General features: G+C 62.9%; 13 protein-coding genes and 1 pseudogene. 7 read left to right on the forward strand and 7 right to left on the reverse strand.

The window, feature by feature from the left end:
* Window positions 1-554: 554 nt before the first annotated feature.
* The 6 genes from F0185_RS25320 to tal all read right to left on the reverse strand — a co-directional run bounded on the left by F0185_RS25320 (window position 555) and on the right by tal (window position 7,279).
* Window positions 555-1,430: an alpha/beta hydrolase gene (locus tag F0185_RS25320; protein ID WP_167229187.1), complete on the reverse strand. Its 876-nt coding sequence runs from the start codon at window positions 1,428-1,430 to the stop codon at window positions 555-557.
* Window positions 1,431-1,446: 16 nt separating this feature from the next.
* Window positions 1,447-2,415 carry an ABC transporter permease gene (locus F0185_RS25325; protein ID WP_166894292.1) on the reverse strand — a complete coding sequence of 323 codons (969 nt, stop codon included), beginning with the start codon at window positions 2,413-2,415 and terminating at the stop codon, window positions 1,447-1,449.
* Window positions 2,416-2,418: 3 nt separating this feature from the next.
* Complete coding sequence (locus F0185_RS25330) at window positions 2,419-3,501, reverse strand: ABC transporter permease (RefSeq protein ID WP_166894293.1); 1,083 nt, start codon at window positions 3,499-3,501, stop codon at window positions 2,419-2,421.
* Entirely contained in the window at window positions 3,498-5,027 is a 1,530-nt protein-coding gene (locus tag F0185_RS25335) for an ABC transporter ATP-binding protein (RefSeq protein ID WP_167229189.1), read from the reverse strand. Before F0185_RS25335 ends, F0185_RS25330 begins: the two co-directional genes overlap by 4 nt.
* Before the next feature lie 97 nt (window positions 5,028-5,124).
* Complete coding sequence (locus F0185_RS25340; protein ID WP_167229191.1) at window positions 5,125-6,120, reverse strand: BMP family lipoprotein; 996 nt, start codon at window positions 6,118-6,120, stop codon at window positions 5,125-5,127.
* A gap of 79 nt (window positions 6,121-6,199) precedes the next feature.
* On the reverse strand, window positions 6,200-7,279 hold the full coding sequence (tal, locus tag F0185_RS25345; protein WP_167229193.1) for a transaldolase: 1,080 nt from the start codon (window positions 7,277-7,279) through the stop codon (window positions 6,200-6,202).
* A 475-nt stretch (window positions 7,280-7,754) separates the two neighbouring features.
* Between tal and F0185_RS25350 the strand changes: the two genes are divergently transcribed.
* The 7 genes and pseudogenes from F0185_RS25350 to pcp all read left to right on the forward strand — a co-directional run bounded on the left by F0185_RS25350 (window position 7,755) and on the right by pcp (window position 15,410).
* Window positions 7,755-10,046, forward strand: a complete 2,292-nt coding sequence (locus tag F0185_RS25350; RefSeq protein WP_229477185.1) for a TonB-dependent receptor — start codon at window positions 7,755-7,757, stop codon at window positions 10,044-10,046.
* Between the two features lie 68 nt (window positions 10,047-10,114).
* On the forward strand, window positions 10,115-10,594 hold the full coding sequence (locus tag F0185_RS25355) for a hypothetical protein (RefSeq protein WP_167229195.1): 480 nt from the start codon (window positions 10,115-10,117) through the stop codon (window positions 10,592-10,594).
* A 60-nt stretch (window positions 10,595-10,654) separates the two neighbouring features.
* Window positions 10,655-10,867: pseudogene (locus F0185_RS25360) on the forward strand (5-oxoproline transporter, DUF969 family subunit); the annotation flags it as partial.
* A gap of 524 nt (window positions 10,868-11,391) precedes the next feature.
* Window positions 11,392-13,035: an ABC-F family ATP-binding cassette domain-containing protein gene (locus F0185_RS25365; protein ID WP_167229197.1), complete on the forward strand. Its 1,644-nt coding sequence runs from the start codon at window positions 11,392-11,394 to the stop codon at window positions 13,033-13,035.
* 85 nt (window positions 13,036-13,120) lie between these two features.
* The gene (locus F0185_RS25370; RefSeq protein ID WP_167229199.1) at window positions 13,121-13,813 is read left to right on the forward strand and encodes a DUF969 domain-containing protein; all 693 of its coding nucleotides are present in this window, start codon (window positions 13,121-13,123) and stop codon (window positions 13,811-13,813) included.
* Entirely contained in the window at window positions 13,810-14,769 is a 960-nt protein-coding gene (locus F0185_RS25375; protein WP_167229201.1) for a DUF979 domain-containing protein, read from the forward strand. Before F0185_RS25370 ends, F0185_RS25375 begins: the two co-directional genes overlap by 4 nt.
* Window positions 14,766-15,410 (forward strand): pyroglutamyl-peptidase I, encoded by a 645-nt coding sequence (pcp, locus tag F0185_RS25380; RefSeq protein ID WP_167229203.1) that lies wholly within the window; start codon window positions 14,766-14,768, stop codon window positions 15,408-15,410. The genes F0185_RS25375 and pcp overlap by 4 nt, the downstream gene beginning before the upstream one ends.
* Here pcp and F0185_RS25385 read toward each other — a convergent pair.
* The gene (locus F0185_RS25385; RefSeq protein WP_167229205.1) at window positions 15,407-16,306 is read right to left on the reverse strand and encodes a LysR family transcriptional regulator; all 900 of its coding nucleotides are present in this window, start codon (window positions 16,304-16,306) and stop codon (window positions 15,407-15,409) included. The genes pcp and F0185_RS25385 overlap by 4 nt on opposite strands.
* Window positions 16,307-16,308: the final 2 nt, after the last annotated feature.

Raw genomic sequence — 16,308 nt, forward strand, 5'->3', positions numbered from 1 at the left:
GCCCTGGCGCTATATGCTGGTTTTTCAGTCATGGTCCCAGTTGAGCTCATGGCTAATCATTGTTTTGTTAACGACTCTGTTGATGTATGGTTTTTTTGGGGGGCTTAAGGAGTCATTACCAGTTGAGGGACTCTTGCTTGGTGTCGCACTGGGTTCACTAGTGTCCGTCTTTATGGTTGTGCCCGCACGATTTAGAGTGGACGCTAACACTATGAACTCTATTGTAATCTTGTATAGGGTCATTGAAGGTATGCACTATGTTGAAAGCCATCGGACACCCGATTCCATTGTCTATCGCCAGAAACTGCCTAGGTTTCTTCGCTGGAGAGAGGGGGAAGTAGTGGTTCGTCCAACCCCCGGGGTTATCGTTATAGACGGCCCGCGTGCCATTCTAGGCAGGGTGAGAGAGAAGTTAATGAAGGAGACTTAAGAACCGAGAATGACCTCTGACTTCCGAAGCTTGCGTTACTTCCTCCCTTTATCGCAGGCGCTTTACTTGAGAATTTTTATCCGAATCAATAACGAAACGCCATCAGTCCCTGTCCTGCGAGTGCTCATTTTTTGAGCGGGTTAATGCCTCTGAGGTGCTGCGCCATGAATTGGCCGATGCGCGCCTCATACTCGTACTTCGCCAGCCCATGGAAGTCGGTGTGCGCCGCTCCGGGCACGATCCACAGCTGCTTCGGTCCCGGCACGGCGGCGTAGATGCGGCGTGTCTCGGCTTCGCTGGTATGGCGGTCGAACTCTCCGCCCACCACGAGGGTAGGGCAGGCCAGCGCGCCGACGGCGTCGATCGGCCGTAGCTGCTCCAGGGTCAGGTCCAGCCGCAGCGGCACCTGCCATAGCAACAGCGGCGCCAGCGCACCACCCGCGCCGCCCATATACAGGCGCAGCCGGTTTTCGATCGCTTCTTCAATGGTCGGATACATCGCCTCGATCACCAGCGCATCGATGGCGCGACCGGGTTTCGACAGCACCAGCGCGGCCGCGCCGAGCGACATGCCGATGACGCCGATCCGCTCTCCCGGCTGTTCGCGCCTGAGGTACCCCAGCGCCGCGCGCACCCCCTCGGCCTCGCGCACGCCGAAACTGATGCGCTCACCGGCGCTTTCGCCATGCGCCTGCTGGTCGATCAGCAGCACGCCGTAGCCCAGACGAGAGAGAAAACGGGCCCGGTCCAGCATCTGCAGGCGGTTGCCGCGCACGCCGTGCAGCAGCAGGACCGTGCCGGCACCGGGCATGCCGCGCACCATCCAGCCGCGCACAGGACCGGCGGCGCTGGGAATGGTAACCGAGGAAGCAGGGAAGTCGGGCGGCGCGGCGCCGATCTGGCGCCGCGCGGGAGAACTGAGGTATTCGCCAGCGCCGAACAGCGCCCCGAATCCCAGTGAGAGCAGACAGGCGAAGGCGGCCAGGCTGCGCTTCGCCATGCGCCTTGTCAGCACATTAACGCGATTTGACGAACGGTTTGCCGATCGCTTTCGGCGCCACCGACTTGGCCATCAGGCCGGCCAGCACGATCACGGTGACCACGTACGGCACCATCTGGATCAGCGAGCCCGGAATGCGGCCGATGCCCGGCAAGTCCACGCCTTCGATCTGGATCTGCACCGCGCTGAAAAAGCCGAACATCATGCAGCCGAGCGCCGTGTACATCGGACGCCAGTTACCGAACACCAGCGCCGTCAGCGCCAGGTAGCCAGCGCCGGCCGACATATCGCGCAGGAAGAAACCACTTTGCACAATCGCCAGGTAAGCACCCGAGAACGAGCACAGGATGCCGGCCACCAGCATCGCCATGTAGCGCGTGGTGGCGACACTGACGCCGGCCGCGTCGGCCGCGTGCGGGTTTTCTCCACAGGCGCGCAGGCGCAGGCCAAAGCGGCTGTGGTAGATCACCCAGTGCACCAGCGGGATCAGCGCGAACGCCAGGTACACCAGCGCCGAATGGCCGCCGATCACGTGCCCGTAGAACCAGCCGATGAAAGGAATGCCTTCGAGCGCCTGGGTGCCAGGCAAGACGATGTCGAACAGGCGCGCCTGGCCCAGGTCCGGCGTGCGGCCACCCTGCTGGTAGAAGAACTGCGCCAGCACGAAAGTCAGGCCGCTCATGGCGATGTTGATCGCAATGCCGCCCACCAGCTGGTTGCCCTTCTGGGTGATGCTCACGTAACCCTGCAACAGCGCCAGTGCGGCCGATACGGCCACGCCGGCAGCCACGCCGTACCAGGCGTTCTGCGTGGTGAAGGCGACAGCGGCCGAGACGAACGCGCTGGCGAGGATCTTGCCCTCTAATGCGATGTCGACCACGCCGCTGCGTTCGGCGAACAGGCCGGCCATGGCGGCAAAAATCAGGACGGGTGCATTGCGGATCGTGGAGACGACAATGCTGGCTAAATGGAGGTCTTCGAACATGGCTTATCCTTTGCGAATGTTAAGCAGCTTCAGGACAGCGGGCGCATACAGATTTTCCATCGCGCCGCAGAACAGGATGATCAGCCCCTGGATGAAGATGAAGGTCTCCTGCGGGATGTTCGGTTTTTCCAGCGACAGGTCGAAGCCGCCCTGGATCAGTGCACCGAACAAGACGCTCGAGAGGAAAATGCCGACCGGGTGCTGGCGTCCCATCAACGCGATCGCGATGCCGATAAAACCGGCGCCGGCCGGGAAGTTCAGGCTCAGGTAATGGGTCGAGCCCATGACCGAATTGACCGCGGCCAGGCCGGCCAGCGCGCCCGAAATGAGCATCGCCACGATGATCATGCGGCTGATCGAGACGCCCGCATAATGCGCCGCGCTTTGATTCAGACCCGTGGCGCGCAGCTGGTAGCCCCACGAGGAGCGCCACACCATCACGCCGTAGATGACCAGGGCGGCAATGGCGATCAGGAAGCTGACGTTGAGCGGAGTATCGCCCAGGACCGGGAACCATTCGTTCAGGCGCGGCATGGCGCCGGCGTCCGAGAACACGCGGCTGGCGGGGTTTTGCTGGCCTTCCGGGATCAGGTACTTGACGATGATGAAGTTCATCAGGCTGGCCGCGATGAAGTTGAACATGATCGTCGTGACCACCACATGGCTGCCGCGCTTGGCCTGCAGATAGCCGGGCAGCCAGGCCCAGGCCGCGCCGAACACCGCGCTGCCGAGCATGGCGGCGGGAATCAGGAGCCAGGCGGGCAGCGAGTGGTCGAGCGTGAGCATGACCACGGTCAGTCCCAGGCCGCCGACGTACATCTGGCCTTCGCTGCCGATGTTGAACAGGCCCGCCTTCATGGCGATCGATACCGACAGGCCGGTAAAGATGAAGGTACTGGCGTAGAACAGCGTGTAGCTCAGGCCCTCCGGGTTGATGACGGCGCTGTCGATCAGGATGCGCAGCGATTCGGTCGGGCTTTCGCCGAGCAGGTGGATCACCAGCGCGGCCACCAGCAAAGCCGATAACAGGTTCAGTACAGGCAGGACAAACGCGCTTGCCCAGCGTGGGAGTTCGGTCGTTTTCATGTTTTGTGCATCCCGCCCATCAGCAGCCCGATGCGGGTAGTGTCGAATTCTTCAATCTTGAGTTCACCGGTAATGCGTCCGCCGGACATGACGATGATGCGGTCGGCCAGCGCCCGCACTTCTTCCAGTTCCACCGATACCAGCAGGATCGCCACGCCTTCGTCGCGCATCTTGAGCAACTGGGTGTGGATGCTTTCGATGGTGCCGATGTCGACGCCGCGGGTCGGCTGGCCGACCAGCATCAGCTTCGGCTTGGCCGACACTTCGCGCGCGATCACCACCTTTTGCTGGTTGCCGCCCGAGAGCAGGCCGATACGCAGGTCCGGATTGGCCGGACGCACGTCGAAGGCCTTGAGCAGGCCGGCACAGCGCGCCGCGATGGCTTTGAAGTCGAACAGGCCCCAGCGGTTGCAGACCCGGTCCTGGTAGCCGAACACGGTGTTCTGCATGACCGAAAAATCCTTGATCACGCCATCGCGCAGGCGGTCTTCCGGCACATGGCCGATCCCGAGCTTGCGGAACGTGGCCGGCAAGCCGTCGGCGTCGGCGCGCCTGGCGAACGGCAGTTCGGCGCCGAGGAAGGCGACCTTGCCGCCGCTCGGCAGGCGCATGCCCGACAAGATCTGCATCAATTCGCTCTGGCCGTTGCCCGACACGCCGGCAATGGCCACGATTTCGCCCGCGCGCAGGGTGAAGTCGATATCGGCCAGCAGGCGCACCCCAGCGGCGTCCTGCAACTGCAGGCCCGCCACTTCCAGCACGGTGGCGCCGGGATTGTAGGGGGCGCGCGGCAGTTCGCCCTGGATCGGGCGGCCCACCATCATGTTGGCCAGTTCCTCTTTCGAGGTCGTCGCGGTTTGTACCGCGCCCACCACGCGCCCGGCGCGCATCACGGTTACCTGGTCGGTAATGTCCATGATTTCGCCCAGCTTGTGGGTGATCAGGACGATGGTCTTGCCCTGTTCCTTGAACAGGCGCAGGATTTCGAACAGCGACGCGGTCTCCTGCGCGGTCAGCACGGCGGTCGGCTCGTCCAGGATCAGGATATTGGCGCTGCGGTAGATCTGCTTGAGGATCTCGACGCGTTGCTGCGCGCCGACCGACAGGTCTTCGATCTTGGCCAGCGGGTCGACGTCGAGGCGGTAGCGGGTGCAGATCTCGCGCAGCTTCGCTTCGACGGCGGCGCGCTGCGAGGCCAGCTTGAAGCCGCCTTCGGCGCCCAGCATGACGTTGTCGAGCACCGTGAAATTCTCGACCAGCATGAAGTGCTGGTGCACCATGCCGATACCGAGGGCGATCGCCTGTTGGCTGGTGCGGATATCCTGCGCCTGGCCGTCGATCAGCAGTTCGCCGCTGTCGGCATTGTAGTAGCCGTACAGGATGCTCATGAGGGTCGACTTGCCGGCGCCGTTCTCGCCGATCACGCCATGGATCGAGCCCTTGGCGATGGAGAAGCTGACGTCGGCGTTCGCCTGCACGGCCCCGAAGGCTTTGCAGATATTGCGAAATTCTACAGCTGGCTGCATAGCGGTCAGTGGTAAGAGATAAAGGTAAATGAGTTCAAAAGCGCGCCGGACCAGTCAAGACTGGTGCGGCGCGCTTTTCTGAGAAGCGGGGGAGAATCTAGACCGGGCAGCTGCTGCCAGCGCGGTAGTCGACCACTTTGACCTTGCCGCTGATGATATTGGCCTTGGCTTCGTTGACGCGCTTTTCGATTTCCGGCGTGACGACCGCACGGTTATCCTTGTCCAGCGCCCAATCGACGCCGCCTTCTTTCAAGCCTTTGTAGGTGACGCCGGCTTTCCAGGTGTTGTTCTTCATCTGCATGAAAGAATCGTAGATCGCCAGGTCGACCCGCTTGACCATGGAGGTCAGCATGGTACCCGGATGCAGGTAGTTCTGGTTCGAGTCGACGCCGATGGCCAGCTTGCCTTTTTCCTTGGCCGTTTGCAGGGTGCCCATGCCGCTGCCGCCGGCAACGGCGAAGACAACGTCCACGCCGCGGTCGAACTGCGCGCGCGCCAGCTCACCGCCCTTGGCCGGGTCGTTCCAGGCCGCGCTGGTGGTGCCGACCATGTTTTGCATGACTTCGATTTTCGGATTGGTCGCTTTTGCGCCCTGGCTGTAGCCGCAGGCGAAAGTGCGGATCAGCGGAATGTCCATGCCGCCCACGAAACCGATTTTCTTCGACTTCGACGCGATGGCGCCGGCCACGCCGGCCAGGTACGAGCCTTCTTCTTCCTTGAACAGGATCGAGTTGACGTTCGCGCCCTTGGCAACGGCGTCGATCAGCACGAAGCGCACGTTCGGGAATTCCTGCGCGACCTTCTGCACGGCCTGCGTCTGCGAGAAGCCGACGGCGGCGATCAGGTCGAGCTTTTTGCGCGCCAGGCCGCGCAGCACTTGTTCGGCCTGGGTATCGCTGCTGGCCTGCGCCTCGATGTATTTGATGTTGGTCTCTTTCTTGAAGCGCTCGGCGCCTTCGAAAGCGGACTGGTTGAACGACTTGTCGAACTTGCCGCCGGCGTCGTACACGATGCCCAGTTTCGGGTCGGCAGCCGTGGCGCTGGCGGCGACGCACAGCGCCGCGATCGTGATACTAAGTTGCTTTAATTTCATGACTTAACTCCTGGAAAGCGATATTGTACCCGGCACACCGGCTGCGATGGGGCGAAAGGAATGCGTAAGCTTAACGACACTAAGCAAGCAAAGCCAGCAAATTGGCGTGTGCTTGCTCGAATTGTGTCAGGCCGGCGCGCAAGAGGTCGTTACCAATTGTATCGAGTGCGATGCCGTGCCGCCCCAGTTGCGTCAATACGGCGCGCGCCTGGTCGACGTCCTCAATGAGCGACAGGCGCGCTTCGCCGTGCTCGCGAAAGGCCGTCAGGGTCGCATCGGGCACCGTATTGACGGTGTCCGCGCCGATCAATTCTTCAACGTAGGTCACGTCGCGCATGGCCGGATCCTTGACGCCGGTGCTGGCCCACAGCAGCCATTGCGGCGTGGCGCCGAAGGCGGTGAAGATGGCAAAGCCGGCGTCGTTCCTGAACTCGTGATACGCCACGCGCGCGGCGGCAATGGCCGCCTTGCCGCGCAGGGCCGCCGCGGCTGGCGGCAGCAGCGCGTCGACGGCGGCGTCGACCCGGCTGATAAACATGCTGGCCACGCTGGCGATGCGCTGCACCGACAGTTTCGCTTCCAGGCGGCGCGCCAGTCCGCGCCGGTGCGCCGCGCGCACGGCGGCCAGCTGGGTGGCGCTGAAAATGAGGGTGACGTTGACGTTGATGCCGGCATAGATCACTTCTTCGAGCGCCGCGATGCCCGCTTCGGTGGCGGGAATCTTGATCATCGCATTCGGCCGGCCGATGGCCGCCCACAGGCGCACCGCATCGGCCACCGTGCCAGCGCAATCGTGCGCCAGGCGCGGCGCGACTTCAAAGCTCACAAAACCGGCGCGGCCGCCGCTGGCGGTATACAGGGGCGCGAACAGGTCGCACGCGGCTTGCACGTCGGGCAGCGCCAGCGCTTCGAAACGCGCTTCCGGCTCAGGGAAGGCCGCGCGCAGCGCCGGCAGCGCGGCCCGGTAGGCGGGGTCGCTGCGGATCGCGTTGTAGAAAATGGCGGGATTCGAGGTCACGCCCTGAACGCCGTCGTCGGCAATCCAGCGCGCCAGTTGGCCCGATGCGATCAAATCGCGACTGAGGTTGTCGAGCCAGATTTGCTGGCCGAGGCCGGCAACGGCCTTCAGGCGGCTGGCGGATGCACTAAGTTGGTTCATGGCAATTTTCCTGGCGAACTATGTCGTATTGTTGCAACAACTCATGTGGCGAAAATTACGCGTCTTTTTGTGCAGAACCTTGCTCGCCAGGCCCCCTCTGGCCGGGCCGGTGGTATCGCCATGTTCGCTATGCCCGGGATTGCGTATGGCTAGGGAATATTGCGCTGCGCCAAATGGCACAGGCACAGTTTTAGAACTATGCATCAGCACTAATATGTATGGCAAATACGATTTTGCTTCGTCATTTATATGATCGAAATATAAATGAAAACGCAATTGCCATGATTTCGGGTCAATTCTTTTCATGCTACGATGCCCAAGCAGCAACAAAATACGGACGGGAGCGCAGTCGCAGCAGGGTGATCAGGGCCATTTTGTGCGCTGCAAGGCGCTTGAAAGCCAGGGTTGGCCCATGCCGATGCGAACCGGGACGCAGGTTTCATCAAATGGTTCATCGACCTAAGGAATTACCTACATGACAATCAAGAGCAAGCAGTTCGCCACCCGTTCGCTGATCGCCCTGGCCGTCGCCAGCGCCTTTCCGTTGCACGTTGCGATGGCACAGGACAAGCCAGCCGAACAAGCCAGGCCGCAAGCCGGCCAGCTGGAAACCGTCATCGTGACCGCGCAGCGCCGTTCCGAGAACATCAAGGATGTGCCGATGGCGATCACCACGCTCAAAGGCGAAAAGCTCGACGTGCTGACCTCGGGCGGGCAGGATATCCGCTTCCTGTCGGGCCGCACGCCAAGCCTGAACATCGAATCCGACTACGGCCGTTCGTTCCCGCGTTTTTACATCCGTGGCCAGGGCAATACCGACTTTGACCTGAACGCATCGCAGCCGGTCGGCCTGGTGGTCGACGACATCGTGCAGGAAAGCCCGATGTTGAAGGGCTTCCCGGTGTTCGACGTCGACCAGGTCGAAGTGCTGCGCGGCCCGCAGGGCACCCTGTTCGGCCGTAACTCGCCGGCCGGCGTGATCAAGTTCGACTCGGCCAAGCCGCAGATCGGCAAGTCCGACGGCTACGCCACCATCGGCATCGGCAACTACCGCGCGCGCAACCTGGAAGGCGCGGTCAACCTGCCGATCAGCGACACTGTCGCCGCGCGCATCTCGGTGCAGTCGCAGAACCGCGACGACCGCGTTCACAACGGCCGTCCGGGCAACGGCACCAAGAATTTCGAAGGCTACCACGATGACGCGCTGCGCCTGCAAGTGCTGGTCAAGCCGACCAGCGCCTTCAGCGCCCTGTTCAACGTGCATGCGCGCGACATGGATGGCAGCGCCACCCTGTTCCGCTCGAATATCCTCAAAAAGGGCAGCAATGAACTGGTCGACGGCTTCGAATACGGCCGTTACGACACCGACGGCGTGAACGAACAGCGCCTCAGCACCGAAGGCGCCAGCATGCGCCTGCGCCTGGACCTCTCCGGCGTGACGCTGCACTCGATCACCGGTTACGAGTCGGCCGACTTCTACAGCCGCGCCGACGTCGACGGCGGCTACGGCGCCGTGTACGCGCAGCCAATGGGTCCGAGCTACGCCAACCAGGCCGCGTTCATCCCGTTCGTGGTCGAAACCGCGGATGTGCTGCCGAAGCATCGCCAGTTCACCCAGGAGTTCCGCGCGGAGTCGGTCAACAGCGGCCCGCTGCAGTGGATCGCCGGCCTGTTCTACTTCAACGAAGACATCCAGATCGACAGCATCAGCTTCGATTCGCTCGCGCCCGGCAATCCGCAGAACCCGTTCTTCGCGACCCAGACCCAGGACACCAAATCGTGGGCGGCTTTCGGTTCGCTGAACTACACCGTGTCCGACAAGTTCAAGCTGCGCAGCGGCCTGCGCTACACCAACGACAAGAAGAACTTCGCCGCCAAGCGGGTTGAGTTGACCACTGCCGGTCCTTTCGGCATCAGCAACGACTCGAAGAACGTCAGCTGGGATATGTCCGGCACCTACGCCCTGAGCGCCGATTCCAACCTGTTCGCCCGCATCGCCACCGGCTATCGCGCACCGAGCATGCAGGGTCGCCTGAACGGCCTGGCCGATCGTCCATCGTTCGCCGAAGCCGAAAAAGTGCTGTCGTACGAAGCCGGTATCAAGCAGGACCTGTTCAACCGCCGCGCGCGTTTGTCGGCCAGCGTGTTCCAGTACCGCGTCAAGGACAAGCAGCTGACCGCCGGTTCGGGCCAGATCAACATGAACCAGTTGATCAACGCCGACAAGGTGACCGGGCAGGGCGTGGAGCTGGACTTCCAGGCCAACCTGTCGGATGCACTGCGCATGACCCTGGGCGGCAGCTACAACAACACCGAGATCAAGGATTCGGACCTGTTCGTCCAGACCTGCGGCAATGAGCCGAACACCAAGGGTGTAAATGGTTGCACCCCGACCGGCGTGCCAGGCCCGTTTGCGTACACGCAAAAACTGAACGGCAATCCGCTGCCGCGCGCACCGAAGTGGCAAGGTAACTTCACCTTGCGCTACAGCGTGCCGGTGGCGAATGGCGAATTCTTTGCGTACACCGACTGGGCGTACCGCAGCACCTACAATATGTTCCTGTACGAAGCCAAGGAATACAAGGCCAAGTCGCTGCTCGAAGGTGGCCTGCGCATGGGCTACAAGTGGGATAACTACGAAGTGGCGGCTTTCGCGCGCAACATCACCGACAAGGTACAGTCGGTCGGCGCGATCGACTTCGATAACCTGACCGGTATCGTCAACGAGCCACGCACCCTGGGCGTGCAGGTGAAAGCGACGTTCTAAGCATCGACTGATGCCGCAACCTGCCCCGCATGTCGCAAGATGTGCGGGGCTGTTTTTTTAGGAAGAACATGAAATCGATCCATGCCCTGGTCGCCGGCGCAGCGCTGTGCGGCATATGCTCGGTCGCAGTGGCGCAGACCAAAACAGATGCAATGTGCGCGGTGATCGACAGTTTTGCCGAAGGCATCGCAGTCGGCGAAACGCGCTCGATGGAACTGGAGACGCAATATGGTGGTAGCGTCAATCAGATCGCATCGAAGAGCTGCAAGCCATCCGTCATGGATGCGAAAGGCCGGGCAATCTGCGAGTGGATGATGCAGAACACCTCGTTCGAGTTCATGGAGCATAACATCTCGCGTGTCGTCAAGTGCGTGACCAAGGGCATGGAGTTGATCCGCAAAGATGTCTACGTCAAGTCGCTGTCCGGTGAATTCTCGGTCTATCGGCCGCAGGCCGACATCCAGGTGACATACCAGTTCAATTCCCCGCATGACAAGCGCAATTTCTTCGCCATTCGCATCAAGGGCGTGGAGCCCGAAGAAGACTAGGGCGCCGCCCCGGTATCGGGTAAGATTCCCCGGCCCCCTGACGGGTCTACCGTAGAAACCATTCAAACAGCTGTCAATCTGTGGTCGCTCATCGGCGTCGTCGTCATCATCGTCGGCTACGTACTGCGCCTGCATCCCGTGCTGGTGGTCGTCGCCGCCTGCGGGGCCACCGGCCTGGCCGTGGCGATGCCGGTCGAAGCGCTGCTTGCTTCGCTCGGCGCCGCCTTCATCAAGACGCGCAAGCTGCCGATGATCCTGCTGCTGCCACTGGCAGGTAGCATCGAAGAGCCGCAAGCCATCCGCGATGGATGCGCAAGGCCGCGCAATCTGCGAGTGGATGATAAAGAACAGCTCGTTCGAGTTCATGGACCACACTATGTCACGCGTGGTGGCCCAGGATGCCTCCCCCTCGCACAGGGTTGAATTTGAGAACTATTGATGTTAAACTAATCTTGACAGCGGATTAATAGTCCTCCTTCCCACCCGTTCCGGCGCACGCCATGTACAAGCAATAACTCCCCTCCGCCCGATGTACCGACCGCCCTCGTGACCCTCACGACCAGCGGCGTATCCGTGTGCGGCCGCGCAGTCACCACTGCGGCCGCAGCAAGCTTGTTTCCGCGCCCGAACGGTGCCGCACCGATCCCGGGTGCGCGCCAGTGTGTCGACGCGCGGCGTAACAGCCGGCGAAACCGCCTTTCCAGCCCCGCCAGACGCACTTGCCGCGTCGCGGCGCCGCATGCGGTCCACGCGCTACGCCTTCGCCCACCTTCCGTTGAACAGATCGAATCGACCGCATGCACACTACCCGCTGTATCGCCACCTACAACACCAGCTACACGATCGAGGGGACGGCGCTCAATATCGCCGGCTTCACGCATACTTTTTACCAACGCAAAATCGGCATCATCGGCGACAACGGCATCGGCAAGAGCACCTTGCTCAAGCTGATCGCCGGAACGCTGCTTCCGCAGGCTGGATCGATCGCGGTCACGGGCAGCATCTGCCACTGCCCGCAGGAGAGCGGCGCGTTCGACGGCGACAGCGTCGCTTGCGTGCTCGGCGTGGCCGGCAAGATCGCCGCACTCGCGCGCATCGGCGCCGGCAGCGTGGAGCAGGCCGACCTCGCCGCGTTGGATGACGACTGGGATGTGGAGCGCACTGTGCGCCTGCAGCTCGAGCGCCATGGCCTGGCGCAGCTCGGCCTGGCGCGCTCCTTCGGCACGCTCAGCGCCGGCCAGAAAACCCGGCTGCTGCTGATCCGCGCGGTCCTGAGCGGGGCCGATTTCCTGCTGCTGGACGAACCGACGAACAACCTCGATAGCCAGTCCAGGGAGGCGCTCTACGACTTCGTCGCCACCACCGAGACCGGCCTGCTGATGGTCAGCCATGACCGCACGCTGCTGGGGTATTGCGATGAGATCATCGAATTGACCGCTAACGGCATCCACGTCCACGGTGGGAATTTTGACGCTTTCAGCGAACAGAAAAAGCTGCGCGAAGATGCCATCGAGCGTCACTACGAGGACGCCAAAAAAGGCTGCAAGAAGGCTGGCCGCGCCGCCCAGCAGGCGCTCGAAGCGTTCGACAGGAAGCGCGCCAAAGGCCGCAAGCTGTTTAGCGAAGGCCGGATCGACCGCAATGAAGCGAACGCCAAGCGCGGCACCAGCGAGCGCACGCTGGGGCGCATGAGCACCCATCAAGAGCGCTTGCTGGCCGCCGCCAACAGCCGCTTCGACAGCGCCAGGCAACTGCGCGAAGTAAAGGAGGAAATCAATGTGGTCATGGACAAGACCTCGGTCCCGAACGGGAAAATGGTCTTGATGGTCGAGCGCCTGGCGTACCGGTATCCCGGGAGCGCGCAGCGCCTGTTCTCGGATTTTTCGATGAGCATGTTCGGGCCGGAGCGGGTGGCGCTGGTGGGCCGCAACGGCGCCGGCAAGTCGACGCTGCTCAAGCTGATCTGCGCGCAGCTGGCGCCGGTGGGCGGCACGGCCACCATCGGCGTGGGCCAATACAGTTACCTGAGTCAGGATATCGGCATGCTGCAGGCCGGGCAAACGGTGCTCGACAATTTCCAGCGTCTCAACGCGGACCTGTCGCACAACGATTGCCACCATGCGCTGGCGCAGTTCAAGTTCCGCAACAAGGATGCGCAAAAACTGGCCGGCCAGCTCAGTGGCGGGGAACGGATCCGCGCGGGCCTGGCGTGCGTTCTCATGTCCAGCACCCCACCGCAGTTGCTGCTGCTCGACGAACCGACCAATCACCTGGACATGGCGAGCCTGGAGGCGCTGGAAGACATCGTCAACCAGTACCGGGGCGCGCTGCTGGTGGTGTCGCACGACGCCACGTTCCTGGAAAGGGTGAACGTGGAGCGTTACGTGGCGTTGCCGGCACTGGCGCAAGACGGCCTTCGCAGCGGCAGCGACATCGGGTAAGATTGGCCGGCCCTCGTATGTGGCGCCACCATACCGCCGCCGTTCCTGCCGTCCGCAGGGGCGGCGCTTCACCGCCGGAGAGTTCATGCAATCAGCAGTCAACCTGTGGCCGCTCATCGGCGTCGCCGTCATCATCGTCGGCTTCGTGCTGCGCGTGCATCCCGTGCTGGTGGTCGTCGCCGCGTGCGGGGCCACCGGCCTGGCCGTGTCGATGCCGGTCGAAGCGCTTTTCGCCTCGCTCGGCACCGCTTTCATCAAAACGCGCAACCTGCCGATGATCCTGCTGCTGCCGCTGGCCGCCATCGGCCTGCTCGAACGCTTCGGCCTGAAGGAACACGCGCAGGCCAGCATCGCCAAGATCAAATCGGCCACCACCGGCCGCCTGCTGATCGTCTACCTGGCCGTGCGCGAAGTCTCGGCCGCATTCGGGCTGACCAGTCTTGGCGGGCACCCGTCGATGGTGCGCCCGCTGGTCGCGCCCATGGCCGAAGCGGCCGCCGAAACGCGCAAGGGCAGCATCAGCGACAAGCTGCGCTACCGCATCCGCGCCATGTCGGCCGCCACCGACAACGTTGGCCTGTTTTTCGGCGAAGATGTCTTTGTCGCCTTCGGGGCTATCGTGCTGATGCAAACCATCCTCGCGGCCGAAGGCATCCTGGTCAATCCGCTGCACATGGCGCTGTGGGGCATTCCCACCGCGATCACCGCCTTCATCATTCATGCCTGGCGCCTGCACCGCTTCGACGCCGAGATCGCGCGCGACGGAGGGGCCGCATGATCATCCTGCTCGACTACTTCTACCTGGCGCTGGGCGCCATGCTGGCCGCGTCGGCTGTCATGTCGCTGCGCGACAAGGACAATCCGCGCCGCTATTCGAGCGCCTTGTTCTGGGGCCTGTACGCCGCGGTCTACCTGGTTGGCGAACGGCTGCCGCCAGCGCTGGTGGGCGTGATCATGATCACGATGGCGCTCATCGCCGGCTGCGGCGGCGTCACCCTCGGCAAGTACGGCGTGCGCACGACTGAGGAAAAGACCTCCAGCGCGCGCCGCCTCGGCCACCTGCTGTTCATCCCCGCGCTGATCATCCCGGTCGTGACCATGATCGGTTCGACCCTGCTCAAGGATGTGCAGATCGGCGGCCTGCTGCTGCTCGAAACCAAGCACATTACGCTGGTCAGCCTGGGTTGCGCCTCGGTGCTGGCGGTCGGCGCGGCCTGCTGGCTGACCCGTTCCACGCCGCTGCAGGGCATGCGCGAATGGCGCCGCCTGACCGATGCCGTCGGCTGGGCGGTGGTGCTGCCGCATATGCTGGCCGTGCTCGGGCTGCTGTTCGCCGAAGCGGGCGTGGGCAAGGCGGTTGCGCACATCACCACCTCCTACATCAACATGGATTCGCGGTTTGTCGCGGTGGTGGTGTTCTGCGTCGGCATGGCGCTGTTTACCATCATCATGGGCAATGGCTTCGCGGCCTTTCCGGTGATGGCGGGCGGCGTCGGCATTCCGGTCCTGATCGGCCAGTACGGCGCCAACCCGGCGGTGATGGCCGCCATCGGCATGTTCAGCGCCTACTGCGGCACCTTGATGACGCCCATGGCGGCCAACTTCAACGTGGTGCCGGTGGTGCTGCTCGAACTGCCCGACAAGCACGCGGTGATCAAGGCGCAGATACCGACCGCGCTGCCGCTCTTGGTGGCAAATATCTTCCTGCTGTATTTTTTGATGGGTCAGAAATGACGAGAACAGTGCTGCTGACGGGCTTCGAGCCGTTCAATAAAGAGACTATCAACCCGGCGTGGGAGGCGGTGCGCGCGCTGGCCGGAGTCGAGGGCGATGGCTACCGCGTCGAAGTGCGCCAGTTGCCCTGCGTGTTCGGCGCCGCCGGCGAGGTGCTGCGCGCGGCCATCGACGAGCTGCGGCCGGCGGTGGTGATCGCGGTCGGGCAGGCCGGGGGCAGGGTGGACCTGTCGGTCGAACGCATCGCCATCAATATCGACGACGCGCCCATTCCCGACAACGCCCAGTGCCAGCTGGTCGACCAGCCGGTGGTCGAAGGCGGACCGGCGGCGTACTTTTCGACCCTGCCGATCAAGGCCATCGTGACGCGCTTGCGCGACAGTGGTTTGCCGGCGTCGGTGTCGCAGACGGCCGGCACTTTTGTATGCAATCACGTTTTCTATAGCCTGATGCACCAGACGGTGGGCCGCGATATCCGGGCCGGCTTCATTCACATTCCGTATTTGCCGCAGCAGGCGGCAGCGCACCCGGGTGCGCCCAGCATGGCGCTGGCCGAGGTGGTGCGGGGGTTGACGATGGCGCTGGAAGCGGCGCTGCTTGTCGGCGACGACATCTGCGTCGCCGGCGGGGCAGTCGACTAGGCGGTCGGATTGAGGATATTCAGGAACGCCCGCACCACCGGCGCATCGTCCTGCGTGGTGTAGGTGATGTACAGATTGGCCGATGGCGGGTTGGTCTTGATCGGCAAGAAGATCACGCCCGGCCAGCCGATGCGGCTGGTCGTCTCCGGCATCAAGGCCACGCCCAGGCCAGCGCCCACCATCGCCAGCAAGGTTTGCGGCTCGGACGCTTCCTGGAAAATCGTCGGCTGGAACCCGGCCTTGATGCAGCACTGGATCAGGTAGCGCGGAAAGGCCGACTTGTCCAGCGCCAGCGTGAGCATCGGCTGGTCCGCAATGTCGGCCAGTTCGATCCACGGCTGCGTGGCCAGCGGATGGTGCTCGTTGACGGCCACGCATACGTTCTCGCGGAAGCACAGCTCCTGGCGCAGGTTGTCGTGTTTGAGTTCATCTTCATCGAGCTTGGGCTCGCGCCAGAAACCCACGTCGATCTGCTTGGCGCGCAGCGCCTCGTACTGCACGTTCGGTCCCGACTCGTGCAGGGTCCAGGTCACGCGCGGGAACTTGGTCTGGAATTCTTCGAGCAGGCTCGGAATCGGCCCCCACATGGCCGAACCGACGATGCCCACCCGCAGGCGTCCGACTTCACCCCGGTCGATCTGGCGGATGGTGTCGATCGTCATGCGCATCTTGGCCAGCAGGTCCGATGCTTCCCCCATCAACGCCTTGCCCGCCACCGTCAGCTCGAAGGTGCGGGTGGTGCGCGCGAACAGGCGCACGCCCAATTCGCTTTCGAGCTTCATGATCTGCTGGCTCAAAGGCGGCTGCGAGATGTGCAGCCGCTCGGCGGCGCGGCTGAAGCTCTTTTCTTCAGCTACCGCGAGGAAGTACTTGAGCTGTTTCAGGTCGATGGACATGG

Origin of the sequence: Massilia rubra (genome assembly GCF_011682065.1) — a bacterium.
In the GTDB taxonomy this organism is placed as follows: domain Bacteria; phylum Pseudomonadota; class Gammaproteobacteria; order Burkholderiales; family Burkholderiaceae_D; genus Telluria_A; species Telluria_A rubra.